Annotated in this window: 12 protein-coding genes and 4 tRNA genes; 4 read left to right on the top strand and 12 right to left on the bottom strand. The window is 61.8% G+C overall.

What is annotated here, in order from left to right; translation table 11 throughout:
• Positions 1 to 172 precede the first annotated feature (172 nt).
• A complete protein-coding gene (locus tag GFD18_RS09055; RefSeq protein WP_163199845.1) occupies positions 173 to 1,657 on the top strand; it encodes an amino acid permease in 1,485 nt (494 codons plus the stop codon).
• Between the two features lie 225 nt (positions 1,658 to 1,882).
• Positions 1,883 to 2,614: a CPBP family intramembrane glutamic endopeptidase gene (locus GFD18_RS09050; protein ID WP_163199844.1), complete on the top strand. Its 732-nt coding sequence runs from the start codon at positions 1,883 to 1,885 to the stop codon at positions 2,612 to 2,614.
• A 158-nt stretch (positions 2,615 to 2,772) separates the two neighbouring features.
• On the opposite strand, the gene GFD18_RS09045 is transcribed toward GFD18_RS09050, so the two are convergent.
• From GFD18_RS09045 to GFD18_RS09030, 4 genes are all read right to left on the bottom strand, one after another.
• Positions 2,773 to 2,845 (bottom strand) — tRNA-Ala (locus tag GFD18_RS09045).
• 42 nt (positions 2,846 to 2,887) lie between these two features.
• Positions 2,888 to 2,960 (bottom strand) — tRNA-Val (locus GFD18_RS09040).
• A gap of 46 nt (positions 2,961 to 3,006) precedes the next feature.
• Positions 3,007 to 3,078: transfer RNA gene (locus GFD18_RS09035), tRNA-Val, on the bottom strand.
• Positions 3,079 to 3,087: 9 nt separating this feature from the next.
• A tRNA-Gly gene (locus GFD18_RS09030) sits at positions 3,088 to 3,160 on the bottom strand.
• Between the two features lie 314 nt (positions 3,161 to 3,474).
• On the opposite strand from GFD18_RS09030, the gene GFD18_RS09025 reads away from it, so the two are divergent.
• Entirely contained in the window at positions 3,475 to 3,996 is a 522-nt protein-coding gene (locus tag GFD18_RS09025) for an NAD(P)H-dependent oxidoreductase (protein ID WP_163199843.1), read from the top strand.
• A gap of 489 nt (positions 3,997 to 4,485) precedes the next feature.
• On the opposite strand, the gene GFD18_RS09020 is transcribed toward GFD18_RS09025, so the two are convergent.
• The 8 genes from GFD18_RS09020 to GFD18_RS08985 all read right to left on the bottom strand — a co-directional run bounded on the left by GFD18_RS09020 (position 4,486) and on the right by GFD18_RS08985 (position 18,590).
• A complete protein-coding gene (locus tag GFD18_RS09020; protein WP_163199842.1) occupies positions 4,486 to 5,394 on the bottom strand; it encodes a hypothetical protein in 909 nt (302 codons plus the stop codon).
• Positions 5,395 to 5,703: 309 nt separating this feature from the next.
• Positions 5,704 to 7,320, bottom strand: coding sequence for a beta strand repeat-containing protein (locus tag GFD18_RS09015; RefSeq protein WP_225433028.1), 1,617 nt, complete (start codon positions 7,318 to 7,320; stop codon positions 5,704 to 5,706).
• Positions 7,321 to 7,525: 205 nt separating this feature from the next.
• Positions 7,526 to 8,395, bottom strand: coding sequence for a hypothetical protein (locus GFD18_RS10960; protein WP_225433027.1), 870 nt, complete (start codon positions 8,393 to 8,395; stop codon positions 7,526 to 7,528).
• 681 nt (positions 8,396 to 9,076) lie between these two features.
• A complete protein-coding gene (locus GFD18_RS09005; protein WP_163199841.1) occupies positions 9,077 to 10,645 on the bottom strand; it encodes an isopeptide-forming domain-containing fimbrial protein in 1,569 nt (522 codons plus the stop codon).
• Positions 10,646 to 10,790: 145 nt separating this feature from the next.
• The gene (locus GFD18_RS09000) at positions 10,791 to 14,273 is read right to left on the bottom strand and encodes a DUF7604 domain-containing protein (RefSeq protein ID WP_163199840.1); all 3,483 of its coding nucleotides are present in this window, start codon (positions 14,271 to 14,273) and stop codon (positions 10,791 to 10,793) included.
• Positions 14,274 to 14,678: 405 nt separating this feature from the next.
• On the bottom strand, positions 14,679 to 16,190 hold the full coding sequence (locus tag GFD18_RS08995) for an aspartate ammonia-lyase (RefSeq protein WP_163199839.1): 1,512 nt from the start codon (positions 16,188 to 16,190) through the stop codon (positions 14,679 to 14,681).
• A gap of 158 nt (positions 16,191 to 16,348) precedes the next feature.
• Positions 16,349 to 16,888 (bottom strand): nitroreductase family protein, encoded by a 540-nt coding sequence (locus GFD18_RS08990; RefSeq protein ID WP_163199838.1) that lies wholly within the window; start codon positions 16,886 to 16,888, stop codon positions 16,349 to 16,351.
• A 145-nt stretch (positions 16,889 to 17,033) separates the two neighbouring features.
• Positions 17,034 to 18,590, bottom strand: coding sequence for an amidohydrolase (locus tag GFD18_RS08985; RefSeq protein WP_163200026.1), 1,557 nt, complete (start codon positions 18,588 to 18,590; stop codon positions 17,034 to 17,036).
• Positions 18,591 to 18,794: 204 nt separating this feature from the next.
• Here GFD18_RS08985 and GFD18_RS08980 point away from each other — a divergent pair, with 204 nt between their 5' ends.
• Complete coding sequence (locus GFD18_RS08980; protein ID WP_163199837.1) at positions 18,795 to 19,637, top strand: mechanosensitive ion channel family protein; 843 nt, start codon at positions 18,795 to 18,797, stop codon at positions 19,635 to 19,637.
• The last annotated feature ends 412 nt before the right edge of the window (positions 19,638 to 20,049 follow it).

Genomic DNA, 20,049 nt, shown 5'->3' with positions numbered 1-20,049 from the left:
GCTTCTCGATAATCGATGCGAATACCGAACCGATTCCACTCTAGCCGCATACATGCGTTAAGTCAGCACTGCCACGCATGCTCGTAGGCTTGGAAACGTATACTGTTCGGGGCTGTCTTACCGGCAGCCGAACGAATGGAAAACGGAACTTTACAGCATTGAAGAGAGCATCATGAGCCAGCCCGATACCGAAACGGCAGCGCGTACCGGCTCCCTGACCGACGAGAACGGCGGGGAGCAGACGGGCACGCACCAAAAGCACGCATTGCATACGAACCTCAAACGCGGCATGGAGGCGCGGCATCTGCAGATGATCTCGCTTGGCGGCGTCATCGGCACCGGCCTGTTTCTGAGCTCCGGCTATACGATTCAGCAGGCCGGCCCGATCGGCACGATCCTCGCCTACGCGATCGGCGCGGTCATCGTGTATCTGGTCATGCTCACGCTGGGCGAGCTTTCCGTGGCCATGCCGGTGACGGGCTCGTTCCATGTGTATGCGGAGAAGTTCATCGGACCGGGCACCGGATTCGTCATCGCCATCCAATACTGGCTTACGTGGACGGTGGCGCTCGGATCAGAGTTCACGGCCGCGGGACTGCTGATGCAGCGATGGTTCCCGCATACGCCCACCTGGGTGTGGTCGGCGGCGTGCATCGTGCTGATCTTCACATTGAACGCCCTTTCCGTGCGGTTCTTCGCCGAGGCGGAGTTCTGGTTCGCCTCCATCAAGGTGTTCGCGATCTGCGCGTTCATCCTGATCGGCGCGCTCACCATCTTCGGCGTCATCCCGATGAAGGAGTACACGCACGCGCCGATGTTCGACAACCTGTTCAAGGACGGCATCTTCCCCAACGGCTTCATGCCCGTGTTCGCCACGATCCTGACCGTGAACTTCGCGTTCTCCGGCACCGAGCTCATCGGCGTGACGGCGGGCGAAACGCGCAATCCGGAGGTGGCGGTGCCGAAGGCCATCCACACCACGCTGTGGCGTCTGGTCCTGTTCTTCATCAGCTCGATCGTGGTGATGAGCGCGCTGATCCCGTGGCGTCAGGCCGGCGTCGGCGAAAGCCCGTTCGTGCTCGTGCTCAATTCGGTGGGCATCCCCTACGCGGCCGACATCATGAACTTCGTGGTGCTCACGGCCGTGCTCTCCGCCTCGAACTCCGGCCTGTACGCATCCACGCGCATGGTGTGGTCGATGGGCAACGAAGGCATGATCCCCCGTTGGTTCGCCAAGACGAACCGCCGTGGCGTGCCGATGCTGGCCCTGTGCGCGGCCATGGCCGGCGGTCTGCTGGCGCTGCTGTCGTCGGTGGTGGCGGCCTCGACCGTGTATCTGGTGCTCGTGGCGCTTTCCGGCCTTTCCGCCGTGGTGGTGTGGATCGCCATCGCGTACTGCCAGATCGTGTTCCGCAAGCGCTGGATCGCCTCAGGGCACACGGTCGGCGAGCTCAAGTATGCGACTCCCGGTCATCCGTGGACCTCGTGGGGTGCGTTCATTCTGTGCACCGCCTCGTTCCTGCTGGTCTTCTTCGACAAGGAGCAGCGGTTCGCGCTCGGGGCCGAGCTGGTGTTCATCGTGTTCTGCTACGGCGCCTATTTCGTGCAGCAGTGGTGGCGCAAGGCCCATCCCAAGCAGCCGGTGCAGCTGCCGTAGCGGCAGCGCGGCGGGCATGGCGGTTCGGACGGTCGCCGTGTTGTGCCACGCGACCATGAGGCTCGTCTCGTGGCACAACACGAAACGGCTCCACGCCTTTCTGGGCTACAGGACACCCGAGGACGGGGGACGAGTATTATCAACACTAGATGGCACAAACCGTCTCACAGTTCTCACAGTAGGGGTGGAACAAAAAAACCAGGCCACATCAGGGAGGATGGGCTCATGTATCGCTTATATAAGAAGAGCGAATTGAATTTTGCTCTGGTGTGGATTATCGCCTATGTTGTTGCAATGAGTTTGGCGGACCATTTTTCGGCCTCCCTCGGCACGCCGAAAATAATAACCGCCCCCGCAGGCATTGTCGTTGTTTTGCTTATCCTAGGTTTCATAAAACGGCATGACCTGTGGCAACAATACGGGTTATGTTCATTCAAAGGGGATTTGAAAACATACCTGTACTTCATTCCGCTGGTCCTGATTGCAAGCGTATCGCTGTGGAACGGCGTTACCATGAATGCCTCGATTGAGGAAACCGTTCTATACATCGTAAGTATGATCTGCGTCGGGTTTATTGAGGAAATCATCTTTCGCGGGTTTCTTTTCACAGCCATGTACAGGGATAACATAAAACTCGCGGTTTTCATTTCCAGCATCACATTCGGCATAGGGCATATCGTGAACCTGCTGAACGGCCAAGACCCGATACCCACGCTCCTGCAGATTTGCTATGCGACAGCGATAGGCTTCCTGTTCACGATTATTTTCTACAAAGGCAAAAGCCTGCTGCCCTGCATCGTCACCCATGAGGTGATCAATTCCCTAAGCATTTTTTCCGTCAACGGTTCGTTGATGACTGCTGTGATAACCTCCATCATATTGTGCGTCGTCTGCATCGCCTATGCGTTATGGATATTGAGAAAAACCAATAGGCTTGATACAGCCGAAAATATATAACGGTTTGTGGGTCTATTGCATACACAAGGAGACCGAAAACCATATCCTCACGAACGATTAGACCCACTTTTCGTTTTTACCGAACGTTTAGGCCCACAAACCTAGAAACATGCATAACAAAAATCCTCCGAAGCCGAAGCTTCGGAGGATTGTATCCGTGGAGCTAGGGGGATTCGAACCCCCGACCCCCTCCATGCCATGGAGATGCGCTACCAGCTGCGCCATAGCCCCGTATTCTGTTATCTGCGGCAGATGCAAGACCTGCACACATCGTGGGTGATGCAGGAATCGAACCTGCGACCCCTTCCGTGTGAAGGAAGTGCGCTAGCCGCTGCGCCAATCACCCGACGCTCCCGATATCGCTATCGGTTTCACCGAACGAATCGGCTCAGTGGGCGATACAAGATTCGAACTTGTGACCCCTTCCGTGTCAGGGAAGTGCGCTACCTCTGCGCCAACCGCCCGGGTCTGCGAGCGGACAACGGGACTCGAACCCGCGGTCTCGACCTTGGCAAGGTCGCGCTTTACCAACTAAGCTATGTCCGCATGTCGCTTGAAGCAACGAGTAATTACTATACTCAGATATTTTGATTTGTCCAACCGAAATATCATAAAACCTCGAAAAGCCTTGAAATCATTAGGGTTTGTCATAAAAATCCGGGCGTGTCGCAAATACGCCACGAACACACTGCGGACGCATCATGAACGCCCCGAGGCGCCTCCCAAACGGACAACCATGGTTCCGACCCAAACAAGCGGTCAATGCACGCAAACACGTCACGGACATCTCGTGGAAACCGCAACGCACCGGCAATACACTGGAACCGGTCATCCACCAATCTATGGAAGGGAACGAATCCATGTCCACCGGAATCCTGCTGTTTCATCCGAACTACGCCGCCTCGAAGGTCAATCGCCGTCTGATCGACGAGCTGGAAAGCCGCCATCTCGGCAACGTCACCGTGCGCGACGAATACGCCCTCTACCCCGATTTCAAGGTGGACAGGGCCGCCGAGCAGGCGTTCGTGGAGTCGGTCGACCATCTGGTGCTTGAGTTCCCGTTCTACTGGTACAGCGCACCGGGCCTGCTGCAGCAGTGGAAGGACACCGTGCTGACGCCGGGCTGGGCATACGCCGGCGGCACCGCGCTCGATGGCAAGACCCTGCAGCTCGTGGTGACGACCGGCTCGCCGGCGTCGCGCTACCAGACCGACGGCGAATACAAGCACACGATGAAGGAACTGCTCAGCCCGTTCGAGCTGACCGCATTCCGCGTGGACCTTACGTGGCGCGAGCCGATTCTCGTGCAGAACACGTCGGCCATCACCGAAGATGAGCTGGACGCCGCCGCCAAGTCCTACGCCGAGGCGTTTACCGACTGAATACCAGCCGCGAGCCTGTGGGATGATTCCGCGAGCTGAAAGCCATATTGGCGGGCATTGGCGGGCATTGGCAGGGAATGCTCTTATCCGCCGACAGTGCGTTCTCTGCCACGTTTTTGTGGCAGAGAACGCAAGTTTTCCGCAATGGATATTCCCCTGCCAGATCTATCGTCATTCATACGGCAGGGCGCGATTACATACGTTGAAATTTCAACGATTATGGGGAGCGACGTCCCGCCATCCGCCGAAGATGCCGTCACGGAATGGCATAAAGACGGATTTTCGCGTTCCGTGGCACGGATTCGTGGCACGGAACACACAGCATGACCTTTCTGGCGCTCCATGACATAGTCGTGTGGCACGGAACGCCAGAAATGATATCCATCGCGTTCCATGCCACAAAGACCGTCGTCCAATCGACCGCATTTTTCATCGACGTCCGCCGATTCGACGAACACGCCGCCGGTCAGTCCAGAACCGCGTCATCGATCAGGCGGCAATCGAACCGCCGTCGGCCGCATTATCGGAGAGATCGTAGGACGAGCTGCCGCTGGTCGAGCCGGAATCGCCGTTCGAAGAGCTGGATCCATTCGTACCGCCGGAGTTACCCGACGAACCGGAGCCGCTGCCATTGGAACCGTTCGAGTCGGAGCCGGAGGAACCGCTGCCGTTCGAGGAATCGCCCTGTCCGCCGGGACCGCCCTGGCCGCCGCTCGGCGGCTGGCCCATACCGCCGCCGTTCTGGCTGCTGCCATTCTGACCGCCCGGCCCCTGCTGCACCTGTTGATTGCCGGATACACCGACAATCTTCGTCATCGCGAACGCGCCACCGGCACCGCCCGCAAGACCGCACACCAATGCCACGGCTACGACCAGTGCCCACGTCCTGCCGCCAAGACCCTTACGAGCGCCGACTGTGCCCCTGCCGCCGGCGGGACTGTTCACGCCATTGCCGCTGCCACCATTGGAGCCGCCGCCGAAGCCGCCGTTCCCGCCAGTCGAGCCGAAACCACCGGAACCCGAACCGCCGGCACCGTAGCCGCCGCCAGAGCCGGAACCGCCGCCACCGGAGAAACCGTAACCCTCCTGCAGCATGATTCCCGCGGACCGTCCGCCTCCGACGCCGCCGGAATCCGACGAACTACTGATACTTCGCACAGACCGGACGTTGGCCGACCGAGCGCCCGACGTCCGAGCACTCGACGTCGCGGCACCGGTTTCGGCCGCGTGTCGATCGCCGCCAATCGTCCCGAATCCGTGCGATACCGACGCCATGATGTGCTTCAGAGAAAGCGTCTTGCCCTTGGTCGCCACGGTGCCGTAGTTGGTGGGCACGAACTTGGTGCGCCCGGTCGCCGCAGTGCCGAAGAGGCTGGAGTTGAGTGTCTGCGTAGTCATGATGATTGTCCTTTCAAAAATGTCAATGATTGTCAGAATGTCGCCGCATCAAACAATTCGTGAACGTGACCACGGCGACGTCCCAGCCGCATGCACGGCCGGTGTATCGCGGGATTCGTGAACGCGACCACGGCGACGGCCATGGGCAGGTACGCGGCCGGCGTATCGCGGGATTCATGCACCGGCCCGTATCGCCGATTCGCGGCGAATCGAATCGCCGCCGCCGAACCGCCCGCCGCCGAACCGCAGCGCCAGCGGACTGCGCCACCGCCGAGCCACGCCACCCACCGCCGAGGCCAGCACCTCATGTCACCCCATGCTCCATGTGGTCGAGGTGCCGAACTGTTTGTCGAATGCGCTGCGGTCGATGATGCCGTCATCGCCCGCGAGTTTGGTGTCGGAGCCGGCTTTCACGGTGGTGGAGTAGCTGCCGGTCACCGTCACGGTCACGTTGCCGCTGCCCTGCACCACGGTCTTGCCGCCGGCCACGATGGTCGCGGTGTTGCCGTCGGAGTCGACCACGCGGCCGCCGGAGGCCACGTGGAGCGCGGATATCGTGGTGTTCCTGGTCACCGTCCAGGTGGAGGTGCCGTCCACGTTCACCGTTATCGGTGCATCACCGGTGCTGGAATCGGAGGCGGCCGAGTTCTTCGCTATCGTCGCCGACCCGCTCCATGAGGAGCCTTCCAGCAGGTACAGGTTCACGGTGGAGATGGTGTCGGCCTTGATGTCGCCGGCAAGCTGCTGCCCGCGCCCGGTGAAGTTCACCGTGGCCCCGTTGGAGCCGGACTGCCCCCAGTTGTTCGAGTCGTTGCCGGCGGCGGTGATGAGCGCCGCCTTGGATGAGTCGAAGTCGAGCGTGGTGTTGCTGAGCACCACGTCGGCCGTGGTGTTGGTGAAGTAGAACATCGAGCCGGATTCGATGGCCGATTTCAGCGTGGAGTCCTTGGCTTGGAACGTGGCGTGTTCGCCGGTGCTGGCTTCGGCGTCGCCCGATGTGCTCTGGTAGATGATCACGCCGTTCGCCACGGGGTCGGAGGCGGTTTTCGACGTGATGGTGCTTTCGAGCGTGGAATCGTTGATGAGGATGGTGTTGAGACCTTCCATGCCGGCGATCTGGCTGCCGGTCGCCACGCCTTTCACGCCGTTCGCCTGTACGTCGCCGGTGGAGTAGAGCAGTGGCGAGCCGGAGCCGGAGGTTTTCAGGGTCGAGTCGGTGATGGACACGGATCCGCCGCCGCGGTCGGTGGCCACGGTCGCGCTGTGGTCGCCCGAGGTGGTCGCCGTGACGGCATTCGCCATGATCGTGCCGCCGTAGGTGGCGTCGAGGCCGCGGGAGTTGTCGGCCGATGTGGTGATGGTGGTGTCGTTGACGAGTGCCGTTCCCGAGTCCGTGGCGAAGACGCCGTTCGAGCCGGAGCCTGTGGCGGTCAGGTTGCTGCCGCTGATGATGGACTTGGATTTCTCGCCGACGGTGAGCACGATGGAGTTCGTGCCGTAGAAGTTGTCGTTGTCGTCGCTCGTGCCGTCGCCGGATTTGTTCAGCGTGGCATCGGCAAGGGTGAGCGTGCCGCCGTTCTGCGCCAATGCCACGTTCCGGTCGGTTGCGGTGGCGGTCAGGGTCTTGCCGTTCGCTGTGGCGGCCTTGCCGTCGGCGGTGAGCGTGGCGGAGTATGACCCGGTGTAGTCGTAGCTCATGGTGTTCGCGCCGCCCGCGCCCGGCGGCGTGCCCATGGCGGAGGAGCCGGCGCCGTATCCGAAGTGTCGCGCCGCGAGTACGCCGCCGGTTCCGGCCGCGAATCCTCCGGCGAGCGATACGGCGGCGACGATGGCCACGAGTTTGTTGGTCGCGACGATGCGCCGCGGGTGCGTCCCGGAGCCCATGGTCTCCGGCGCACGGAGATGTGCCGGTCTTTGCGATTTCATGATCATCCTTTCGTTCGGATGATTCCATGAAACCGCCCCCGCCATAAGGGGGCCTTCAGCATAGCGAAAGACCGGCTTTCAACCTCGGTGGAGATTCTTGGAAGCTTGCTGAATGCAAGCTGGATGTCATGCGGCCAGCGCGCCGCGGTTCACATTCGTCGCCGGCAAGGCCGCGAACGGATTGTCTCCCAATACGGCGGCGTCGTCATGATTGGACGACAAACCCGTGGTTTTCGCTAGTATTGAATGCGTAATAGGGGGGGGGGGTAGCGGTTTTGTGAAGGTCGGAGGAGACCGGCTCCCCATCCGCTGCGACGGCCGCTTTCGCCACGCCGTTTTCCGCCATGCCGTCGTTCGAGACGGACGAGGCGTCCGACACGGACGCACCGCCGTCATGACCGGCACCGCCATCGTCAGCGGCCTCGCCGGCGCCCTGCGGGGCGGCGCCACCATCGGAAGCATCATCGCCGTTCTTCCCAAAACCCGTCCTGGTCCGGCCCTCGTCAAGCAACGCGGCCTTCAAGGAGACCACTTCGTGCTCAAGCTCGTCGATGCGACGCACCTGCTGCGCGATCAGCAGGTCACGCAGATCGCGGCGACCGGAACGCACATGCAGCTTGGGCTCGAACTCGTACGGAGCGTCATCGTCCGCCGTTCCTTCATGTCGAACGCCAGCGTCACCTCGGTGCGCAGAGGAATCACCTGCCGCAAAACCATACGAGCCCGCCGCAGTCGCGGTATCAGGCGCCTCGGCACCGGCGCCCGCGGCGGAGCCGTCCACGTTCCGCCCCGCCGCCTGCGCATCAGCCCCCGAGGCCTGCGTCATCAGGGACTTGTCGGTCAGCAGGCCGCGCCAGCGTGCGATGCAGCGTTCGATGCGCTTGTATCCGATGAGCGAGGAGTCGAGTCCGGCGTCGCGGAAGATCTTCGCAGGGGATTCTCCGGCGGCGTAGCGCCGCATACAGTCGCGTTTGAATGCCTCGGTGTATCGAATCCGACCGTTCGCCACGCGCGCCACGGCACGCAGCGAGCGCAGGTATGTAATCTCGTCGTTCGTGAATTCACTCACCGACATATTTGCCCCCTTCGCGACTATTAGGGTTGCCGCATGAAGCCTCAGCCGCAGCCTCAGCGTTATGGTTCGCAATGCACGTGGTCGACAATTGGGGTCGATTCGACGCCGCAGCCATGAAACCGGTATTTGCAATCGATTGCGTTACCGTTAACACCATGTCTGCGGTCATTTGTCGATATTTTGCCCTCGTCGTTGACCATCACACATTGCGATTGTTGGCTGGCATACCAGCGAATACGGGACGTGGCATGATTGCACGCGCAATCTGTCGCCCCCATGGTCTACCGGATGCACAAAGAATATTTATTTATAGGCACCGCTCAAATATGGAAAACAATGTAGCACAACGTTTTGGGCGATGACACATGTTTGTTGTCTTTTGTTCCGTTATGGCGGGAATCGAATGGCATATGACGCGCATTCGTTTGAAAACACTGGGATTCCGCGATGTCCACATAGCACAATGTTGTCCACCGGCGATATGCCGGCAGACAACATCATGATTGCAAGCAAAGCGACGGTTTCTCCGCCGCATGCGTATCGGACGACCGGGAGACAGGGTGCACGGCCGGTCATTCGATACGCGGGAAAGCCAACCGGGCGTGAGGCCCGGCTGACTTTATATGATTGCGGTTTCAGACGTCCGAACGATCAGACGCTCGGACGTCTGCCCCCACGCAATCAGGCGCGCAGGGCGGAGCCCATGCGACGGGACTTGCCGTACACCGCGGCGGCGGCACCGGCGAGCACGACGCCGAGGGCCACGAACATCGCGATGCCGGCGGCACCGGTCTTCGGCAGCTCGGCGACGGACTTCACGTTGACGACAGTCTTCTTGGCCGGATCGACGAGGCCGAACGGATCGAGGGCGGCGGAGTCGGAGAGCTTGCCGTCGGCGTTGGCGATGGTCACGGTGAACTTGCCGGTGAAGTTCTGGTAGCCTTCGGCCACGGCGGTCTCCTCGACGGTGTAGGTGCCGTTGCCCAGACCACCGAACACGAGCTGGCCGTTGGCCGGGGTCGTGAGGGTGCCGAAGACGGTCTTGTTGTCGGCGGCGACCGTCTGGTCGGCGGCGAGGTAGTAGACGCCGTCCTTGGCGAAGAACTTGAGCACGGTGTCGCCGTTCTTCACCTGGAACTTGGCTCCTGGGACGGCCTGGCCGGCGGCGTTCTTCTTGGTGAAGTCGAAGCCGTAGGACTTGGTGGTGATCTTCTGGTAGGTCTTACCGTCGTTCTTGAGCAGCTCGTTGGTCACGCCGTCCTTGAGGCCGGCGGCCTGCTCGTTCACCTGGGCGGCGTACTTCACGACGATGGTCTTGCCGGCGTAGTCGGCGGGGTCGTTCAGCGTGACGGTGAAGGTCTTAACGCCATCACCCTGCAGGTCTGCATCGAGACCGGCGACGGTGTAATCGCTGTCGGGAACGTTCTTGCCATCGGCGGTCACGGTGAACTCGGTGCCGGCCTTGACGGTCAGGCCCGTGCCCGGGCGATCGGTGAAGACGAAGGACTCGGGGGCCGGGTTGGCGACCTTGCCGGTCAGCGTGTAGGTGAGGGTGTCGCCGATGGCGGCGGTGGCCGTGCTGACCTCCTTGGTCTTCTCTTCGTTCTTCGTGTTCTTGAAGTCGACGGTGGCGTCGGCGGTCGGGTCGGTGAGCTGCTTCTGGTCATTCACGGTACCGGAGGCGACGATCATCGGCACGGCCTTGGTCACGTCGGCGTTGCCCTCGGTCGTATCGAGGAACAGGTACACGCCGGCGGGCAGGGACACGGTGGCGGAGGTGCCGTTCACGGTCAGCTGCGGAGCCGGGGCAACGGCCTGCAGACCCTGGGCGGCGGCAAGGGCGTTGGCGAAGGCACGGGTCGTGCTGGCGGCGCCAGCAGCGGTGGCCGTCCACGGACGGGCGGCGGAAACGTCGAGCTGGCCGGCGGCGAGCGCATCGGCGAGGTCGACGTCGGTCTGGGAGTTCAGCGCGGTCTTCAGCGCGCCGTTGACGACGACGGCGTTGGCGGCGTTGGTCTTCATACCGTAGACGGCGTTGTCGCCGGAGCCGTACTGCACGTAGTCGGCCAGCTTGTAGGCCGCGATGGTGCGGCCGGTCAGCTGGCCCGCGTTGTCGGCGTTGAACGTGAACGTGGCGTTGGCGGTGACGACGTCACCATCGGCCGCGCTCGCGGTGGCGGCGCCGAAGGCCATGCCGCCGAGCAGGGTCGCCGCTGCCGCGACGCCCGCGAAAAGCTTCTTCAACTTCATAAGAAACTCCTCTTCCTTTCATCAATGGTTGTTCTGCAACTACGGAAGCGGTAGCCATACCGGCTTCCGCAGTCCGCAAATCTTGAAATCTTGAATTATGCGGGGATGCGTCGGGCGAGCAGGCGCCCGCCCGACGGTACGGCGATCACGCCATGCGCTTGCGCCACACGAGGTACGAGCAGCCGGCGAGAGCCAGCAGCACACCGGAGGCGATGAGCCACGCGCGTCCCGTGGTGCCACCGGTCAACGGCAGCGCGGCGACGGCGGTTCGACTGTTCGACACGGTGATTCGCGGAGCATTGACGATGACACCGTCCTTGACACTCAGAGTCGTGAACGTCTCGCCAGATGCATACTTGTACGAAACCGCGTAGCCGGACTGGCTCGCAGGGTTGTCGTTGACCTTGGTCTCAACGACTCGATATGTTCCCGGCAGCAAATCGGAGAACGATCCGGCGAAGCTGCTGGACGAATCATCCGAATACTTCAGGGTCAAGGTCTTGCCGGTATCGGTCGAGGACGTGCACTTGGAATCCAAGCACTGCTGAAGCGCCACGGTCACGGTGTCGTTCTTGTGGTCGGCGGCGGAGGAGTTCGCCCATTCCTTGCTTACCGGAATGGAGCCGAGCTTCACCTGAAGAACAGGCTTGGCGTAGGAAGTGGGGTCTCCATTTTCGCAGTTGCTCGCGGAAGCGCCGCCGTTCACCGACGTGGTCACGCACTGCTGGTAGGTGAGGGTCGCGTCCTTGTTGGAGTAGAAGCCGGGCTTGTTCGAGGAGGTCTGCTTGTCGGCGGCCGTTCCCGGAACATCCGTTCCGGCGTCACCCTTGTTGCCCGCGTATCCGTCCGTGTTCTTTCCGGCATTCGAGGCGTAATCCGTATACGCCTGCTGGGTCGGGCGGACGTTGAAGCTCAACGTGTAGGTGTAACCGGACTTCAGCTCATAATTATTCAGGAACTGCAGCGTCACCGTACCGGTGGACGCTCCGTTCGCGCCTTCAGCCGTGCCGGCCTTGTACGTGGCCTTATAGTCCTTGCCGGCCACCGGCTGGGGATTCAGCGCCTCGCCGTCGGCGTTCCTGGCGGTTACCGTGGCCTTGGAAACGTCTTGGGCCGTCAGGTCCTTGACCTGCGCATACTGCGAAAGATCGTCGGTGATCGTCACGTTCCGGTACGACGTATCGGTATGCGTGATCTTGGCCACGATGCTCTTGAATGCGGTCTGCAGGTCACCGCCCTTGGCGTTCAGGTACTGAGCGATACCGGGCTTGGCATCGTTGATGCGGTCGGTGAAGACATTGAGCGAAAGCTTCCACTTGGCCGGACGGTTGTCGGAATCGTAGTTGCCGTAGGCCCAGTTGCCCTTATTCCAATCGGACGTCGTCTTGTTGCCGCTGAACGTATCGCATTTCTTCGTCGAGCAGACCTGCGTGGACGCGCTCTGCGTGCTCGGATCCATGTAGACGCTCTTGCTGGAGTCGGAATCCGCCGAGGTCACGTCGACGTTGATGAACTCATATCCCGCGTTCGCCAAGGTCTTGGCCGAGGTCAACGAACTGTTCCACAGGCTGGGCGTGAACTCCTCGACGTTTTTGTCGGTGTTCTTATCGACCTTGGGAGCGCCGTCGGTGACGAAGACGATGATCTTCTTGGCATCGGCGCGGGCGCCGAGGTCATTCGCATGCTGGTTCACATAGTCGAGTGCGGCCTTCCAGTTGGTGCCGCCGACACCGGAGGTGTCCATGGTCCAGCCGTCTTCAACGGACGAGCAGGTGCTGTCATTGCCGCAGATGGTCTTGGTCAGATCGCTGGCAGTACTGGTGAAGTTGACTTCCTTCAGGCCGTCGGCCGGCGCATCCGTCGCAAACGGAATCGCTGCGATCTTCACGCCCTTGTCGCCGAGCTTGGCGTTATCGGAAGTCAGAACACTATCGGCAAGCTGCTTGCTCGCCTGCTTGAGGTTCACGAAACGGTTATCGGTCTTCATGGAACCGGTGGTGTCGGCAAGCAGGAACACATCGACTCCGTTGCCCTCGTCGCTCGCGGTGGACTTACCGGTGACATCCAACGACAGCGTGTACGTGCCGTCGCCATTGTCCTTGATGTACTTGCGATGCTGCGGGGCGACGATTTCAACGCCCTTCACCGTGTTGATGGTGACGGAATCGTCGTCCGAGACCTGCTTTGCGCCGGAGGTGCCGGTCGCCGTGGCGGTGTTGGTGAACGAGCCGGGACGGGCCATTTCCTTTGTCAGCGTCAGCGTGCCGCGGCAGGTCATGGAGTGGCCGACGGCCAGCGTGGTCGCCGGGCATTCGATATTAGCGATGTGCTTATCAGTCACCCGAACGTTGGTGAGGTCGGTGTTTCCACCGTTGGAAACGGTGAAGACATACGGCACAGAGTCGCCTTCCTTGAACACATGCGTGTCAGCGTCCGGATACGTGTCTTTGTTCACCGCCTTGACCAGATTGATGTCAGGCAGGCTTTCCAGTGAATGCGCGGTAAGGCCGCGAATAAGCTGAGCCTGGCTTGCGGCGCCGGTGCCGGCGGAGAAACCGAACTTGATGGTCGACGGCAGTTTGTAGTCCAGCTTCTGATTCTCGACCACGGCGGTTCCATTGATGTAGACGGAAACAGTCTGGTAGCCATCGGCATCGGGAGTGGAGATGATGACGCGGACCGTCTTGCCGGCATCACCGGGAGCGCCACCCCGCTGACTTTCACCGGTGCGGAATCCGCCAGATACCGTGGTTTCGGAGACGACACAGTAACCGCCGTTCCATTTGCCGTTGACGAGCGAGCCCTGGCCGCGCAGGGTGAGATGCTCGGAACCGCCCGGCCATTCCGTCTGGCAGTCGTTGCCACCGGTAATACGATCGGTCGTGCCACGATGATAGACATGCTGCACACTGAAATTGCCGAACTGGTCGAGTCCGACGCCAAGCACGCCTTGGGCGATGCCTTCGGCACGCGGCGTGTCACCCCTCCAAGTGCCATCGCCGTCCTCATCCACCGAGGCATAGCCCATGCCGGCACCGCCGGCACCGGTTTGGCTCAACGTGGCGGCGCCATCGGTCAGGAAGAAGCTGATGCCATCGCCGTTTTGCTCGCCTAAAGCCGTGCCGCCATACATGAAGTAGTTGAAGCTGATATCAAGACCATTGCGGGCGGGAATGCCCTGGTTGTACAGCACGGCACCGCGTTTGCCTGTGCTGCCGTCGGTCAGCTGCAGGTAGCCGTTCCCCTGGTTCCCCTGAATGTTGCTGGTATCCTCTGTGTTCTTGCAATTGCCGTAGCCAGCCGTCAGGCACGCGTCATTGGTCGTGGACCACTTGTCGGGTTCACTGAACGTCGAGTTCTTGAAGGTCTCATTCACCAGCAACGAGCCGGAGACCGGCGGCTCCGCAGCGGCCCTTGCCTGGGGAGCCGGAACCGACCGCACGGCCTTGTCTGCGGAAACCGGCACACCGGTCGTGGTGGAAACATCAGGAGTCGCTTCACCCCCCGCGGTCGCGGCGACGGCCGTTCCGGTTGCGGCCATGGTTCCGAGCATCGCGAGCGCGGACACCACGGCGGCGAAACGCCTGCCGAGACCCCCTCCACGCTTCGGATCTTCGTTGTGCTTCATGTTCTCGCTCTTTTCTCACACCGTCGCGCATTCGTCGTGCACTTCGGCGACGTCTCGACCGACACTGCTCCTCACGCAGGCCGATACACCCCTATACGCAAAACCTCACGCGCATAGATAGTTCCTACAAAATCGGCATAATATCAACGAAAACCCTCCCACCCCATACCCCTTAAGGCCCCTCGGAAGTACGGCAATCACCCCCGATTTTCATCGCATGCACTGTCGTCTTTGACAGTCACACATCAGCCCCCGAATTCGGGGAATTTTCTCTCAGTTCACATTTCGGCTCCGCAACACGCCGTAGGGGTGGTGGGTACGCAGATTGCGATGCAAATCATACAAAAAAAGCCGTGGTCCATGGAAAAATCATTGTTTTCCATGGACCACGGCGAAAAATCACGATTATCGGCGAGCGCGGCCTCCGCGGGAGTTCCCGCGTTCGCGTCCGCTACGGTCGACGCGTTCGCGGCACGTCTGCCCGAGCCTGCGCGAGAGCGTGATCGGGTCGAGCAGCTCGTCGAGCGTCTTCGCGGGCAGGCTGGTCTTCTCCCCCGCCACCTCACGCACGGTCCGCCCGCTGGCTTCGGCCTCCTTCGCGATCTCCACGGCGTCGTCGTAGCCGATGGCCTCGTTGAGCGAGGCCGCGATCGACGGCGTCGTCTCGGCGTAACGGCGGCCGACCTCCACGTTCACGGTGATGCCGTTCACGCATTCCTCGCGGAACACGTCCATTACACGGGTGATGAGTTCCATGCCGCTGAGCAGCGAGTGGATGATCACCGGATCGAACGCGTTGAGCTGCAGCTGTCCTTCGGAGGCCGCCCACTGCACGGTGGTGTCCATGCCGAAGACGGAGAACACGCACTGGTTCACGCATTCGGGAATCACCGGGTTCACCTTGCCGGGCATGATGCTCGAGCCGGCCTGGCGTGCGGGGACGTTGATGTCGTTGAATCCGCTGTTCGGGCCCGAGTTGAGCAGGCGCAGGTCGTCGGCCGCCTTCTTCAGGTGAATCGCCAGGTTCTTCACCGCCGAGGAGACCGCCACATACACGCTCATGTCGGTGACGGCGGCCACCGGATCGGGTGCGGCGGTGATCGGCAGGCCGGTCATCTTCGCGAGGTGCCTGGTCGCGGACGCACGGAAGTCGACGTTCGCGCAGATGCCGGTGCCGATGGCCGTGGCGCCGAGGTTCAGCACGGCCAGACGCGGCACCAGACGTTCGAACTGCGCGATGTCGGACTTCAGGAAGCTGGCGAACGCATGGAACTGCTGGCCGTACGTCATCGGCACGGCGTCCTGCAGCTGTGTGCGGCCCACGGTAACGTCATTGGCGTGCCGGTCGGCGAGACGATGGAACGCACGGGCGAGCCTGTCGGTCGACTGGGCGAGCGGGCCGAGCGCGTCGATGAGCGCGAGCTTGCATGCGGCCGGATAGGTGTCGTTCGTCGACTGCGACTTGTTCACGTCGTCGTTGGGGTGGATGAACTCGTAGTCGCCCTTCTTATGGCCGGCCAGCTCCAGCGCGCGGTTGGCGATCACCTCGTTCATGTTCATGTTCGTGGAGGTGCCGGCGCCGCCCTGGAACACGTCGACGGGGAACTGGTTCATCCAGCGTCCTCCCTCGATCTCCATGCATGCCTGGCGGATCGCGCCGGCCTGCACGCCGGGGATGAGGCCGAGTTCCTCGTTGGCCGTGACGCACGCGCGCTTGATGGTCGCATACGCCTTGATGAGCTGCGGATGCGTGGAGTCGGGGATGTTGGAGACCTGGAAGTTCTCAAGGGCGCGTGCGGTGTGGATGCCCCAATACGCCTTCGCGGGCACCTCGAGCGAGCCGATGCAGTCATGCTCCAGTCGCGTGGCGGTATCGCGATGCGTCTTGCGGGTGACTTGTGTAGCATGCCTGGCCATGAATCCTCCATTGAAAAGTGTTTCCACACCATAATGGCGGTTCCCCGAGCGAATCGTCAAACATTAGCCAAGAGCTGACAACACGTTCACAGTAGGGACATGTCGCGAACGTATAGGAACGTTTGACCTGCATCGGACGGCGAATATCCGAATATCCCCTATTCGATGAATCGGGTGACGAAGTTCGACGTCGTCGGCTCGCGTTCCTCCGTAAGCAGCGATGTGTCGGCCGCATGGCCGAGCGTCATCGCCGAGACGGGCACGTAGCCGTCGTCCACGCCGAGTTCGGCGAACAGTTCGGGATGCGACTGCAGCGCCTTGATGACACCGAGGATGTAGCCGCTGCCAAGGCCGAGGTCAGTGGCGGCGAGCGCCATGTTCTCGATGATGCCGGCGGCGTTGCAGTAGGCGGTGCCGCGTTCGATGCCGGATTCCTCGCCGGAGAGGAGGATGAGCACGGGGGCCTTGTAGGTCGGTCCGGTGCCCATGCGACCGGCGTTCGCGCCGGCGAGCGCGTCGATCCTGTCGATCTTCGTGCGGTCGGCGATGACGGAGATCTCGATGGCCTCGTAGTCGTGCATGCCGATGGGCGCGGCGTTGGCCGCTTCGAGGATGGTCTGGATCTGCTCCTTGGTCACCGGTTCGTCCGTGAATTCACGGCATGTCTTGCGTGTTCTGATCACCTGCATCATGTTCATGGCAACCTCCTAGCTGCTTGATACCAGCTGTTGTGACGTCGGCGCCGATGCCGACCTACCGCCCATTGTAGGCGGGCAGGCCGTGACTTTGCCGAATGCGAAACCGCAATGTTGCACTGCGAAACCGCAATGTTGCACCGGCGGTCTACAGCGCGAAGTGGGTCCAGCGGCCGGCGCACATGGTGGCGGCGACGGGCATGGACCGCAGCTCGACGGCGGAGTAGGCGGCATACGGGTCCTTGTCGAGCAGGACGAGGTCGCCGGGGTCGCCGACCGCGATCTGCGAGCCATTGCCGAAGGTAGAGGATTCCAGTGCGGTGCGGATGCCGAGCCGCTGCTCCGGCTGGTACGAGTCGCGTTCGTTGTCGGTGCGGTAGACGGCCGCGGCGATCGCCACCCATGGGTCGAGCACGGCGACGGGGGCGTCGGAGCCGAATCGCAGTGGCACGCCCGCGTCGTACAGCGTACGGTACGGGAACGGGATGGCCGACGTGTTGCCCCAGTATCGGGTGACGACGTCGCGGTCGTCCACGGCATGCTGCGGCTGCACGCTGGCCACGAGGCCGAGCTGCTTGAAACGCTTGACGTCGCCGGGCTTGAGCAGCTGCGCGTGCTCGACGGAGCCGGCGGCGCCCGTGTGCTCGAACGCGTCCAGCACCACGCTGTTCGCCTCGTCGCCGATCGCGTGACAGGCCACGTCGAATCCGTTGGCGCGGGCAAGGGTCATATAGTGCTCGATCTGCTCGGGGCTGTAGCTCAATACGCCGCGTGTTTCGGGCGTTATGGACGAGTACGGTTCGGAGCAGTAGGCGGAACGGGTATTGAGCGAGCCATCGGAGATGAGCTTCATCGTGGTCACATGGCCCAAGCCGTTGCTACCTTCGATCTCCTTGCCGCCGTGCCAGCCGTCGGCGATGGCGTTCTCCATGCGTTCGGGGTAGACGCCCACGCGCACGCGCAGCTTGTCGATGCCCTTGTCGAATCGCTTCTGCCATTGGGCGATGGTGTCGGCCATCTCGTAGTCGCAGATGCCGACGACGCCCTTGCTCGCCGCATCCTGTTCGGCGGCCTTGACGAGCTTCAGCTGCTCCTTGCCGGTGGCGTCGTCGAGCTTGCTGTAGGCGTCGAACCATTCGAGTTCGCCGACCAGACCGGAGTCGTCGACGTGTACGCCGAGCCGTTTGGCGGCTGCCGTGTTCACCCAGCCGCAGTGCATGTCGGCGCTGGAGAGCGCTACGGGCTGGTCGCCGGCGACGGCGTCGATGGCGGCCAGCGACGGCTGCTGGTCGTCGGCCCACAACGAATGGCGGAATCGCATGCCCACGACGAACGTGTCGGGGTCGAGTCCGGCGAGGGATTCGCGACGGTCGTCAAGATAATCGCGCAGCATCTCCATGGCCTGATGCGCGCTCGTGGCCTCGAGCAGGTCGAGACGGCCGAACGTGGCCGACCATTGGGTGAAATGCGTGTGGCCATCCCATAGGCCGGGGATGACCCAGCGGCCGCCGGCGTTCACGGTCTCGGTGTATTTGGCGGTGTAGGCCGGTTTGGCGAACGCTTCGCCGTTGTCTCGTTCGTGGGCGTCCCCCGCCGCCGCGATCCGTGTGACGGCGCCGTCGAGCACGGTGATATCCACGATGTTATCGGTTCCCGGAATACGCGCATTGGTGATGCGCACCTCAGTGTTTCCCATGCCGCCCATCATGCCACAGTTCGTTGGCCGCCGTCGCGCGGTTCCCACCTTTGCCGCCCGCTGCCCGGCAACGTACGGATCAGTGGATGACTCCGTTCAAGATTGGGGGCTGCCGCCGTAAGCCGACTGAAGGAAGCCGACCCGACATGAAGGAGCTGCCCCGCCCAGCGTTCCTTTACGTGGCGTACAGCATCGACCCCCTACGATGGAGGAATGGATATTTCTCAATCATCGATACGCGAATTCTTCGAGAACCCGTTGCTGTGGCTGGAATCGAACGCCTCGCGCATCATATTCCTTATTATTGTGCTGGTCGTCACCGCCGTCGTCGTCAAGGTGGTGACGAAGGGCATGCGCCTCGCCCTGGATAAGACGGATATCCCCAGCGCTTCCATATTTATCAATATCGTTCGTGTACTGCTGTGGGTATTGGCCGCGAGCATCGTGCTGCAGCCGGTGTTCGGCATCAATCCGACCACGCTGATGACGGCGCTTGGAGTCGGTGGTATCGCCGTCTCCTTCGGCCTGAAGGATACGATCGCGAACATCATCGGCGGTTTCGGACTCATGCTCGGCAAGGTGGTGCAGCCCGGCGACCTGGTTTCCATCAACGGCGCGACCGGCATCGTCAAGGATGTGACGTGGCGTCATACGATCGTGGTCGAGCGTGCCGGCAATGAGATGTGGATTCCGAATTCGGTGCTCAACACCGCCGCATTGGAGAAGATGCCGGAGCCCATCGAATCAATGACGACGATTCCGTTCACCGTCCGCGGCGGCAAGGATGTGGACACGGATGCGATCGCCGCGACGATCATCGAATCGGTGAAGGCGGCCACGCAGGACATCATGCTGCCGGATAATCCGCCGCTGGTGAAGTTCAGCGGATTCTCCCCGTACGGCATCGAGGGCAAGGTGCTGCTGTTCACCAAGCCGGGCGTGCTGCTGTCGACCATGCAGGACCGGGCTGCACGTGCCATCGCCGGCAAGGGCTTCCTCGTGCAGAACGCCGCCCCCGAGGACGAAGATGAGACCACGCCCGTGATTTCGGCGTAGTCATCGACGCATAAGCAAAAGGCCCCGATGGAAATCCCATCGGGGCCTTGAAGTCCGCGGAATAAGAATGCATCGTGGGGCGCGGAGGGTTTTGACGCCCCTCGGCGGGGTTCCTCCCCGGCCCGTGCGTCTGCGTCTTCGGGTCCTCGGCTCGGATCCCGTGGGACGGTCCGGCCGCAGGGCGCGCGGGACGGCGAAGGGAACAAGGAGGAAAAAGAAGAAGGGATGAAAGCAGAAGGATGAAAAAGGAAGGATGAGATGATGATGAAGGGGAAGCGCATACGGGAAAACGGAAAGGCCTCTTGGATGTTTCCAAAAGGCCTTCCAACGTGTGGTTGCGGCGGCGTGCTACTCTCCCACACCCTGTCGGGTGCAGTACCATCGCCGTGCCGGGCCTTAGCTTCCAGGTTCG

The sequence above is a fragment of the Bifidobacterium saimiriisciurei genome, from assembly GCF_010667655.1.
Taxonomy (GTDB): Bacteria; Actinomycetota; Actinomycetes; order Actinomycetales; family Bifidobacteriaceae; genus Galliscardovia; species Galliscardovia saimiriisciurei.
The sequence above is the reverse complement of the archived record's forward strand: the minus strand, read 5'-3'. Positions and strand labels throughout refer to the sequence as shown.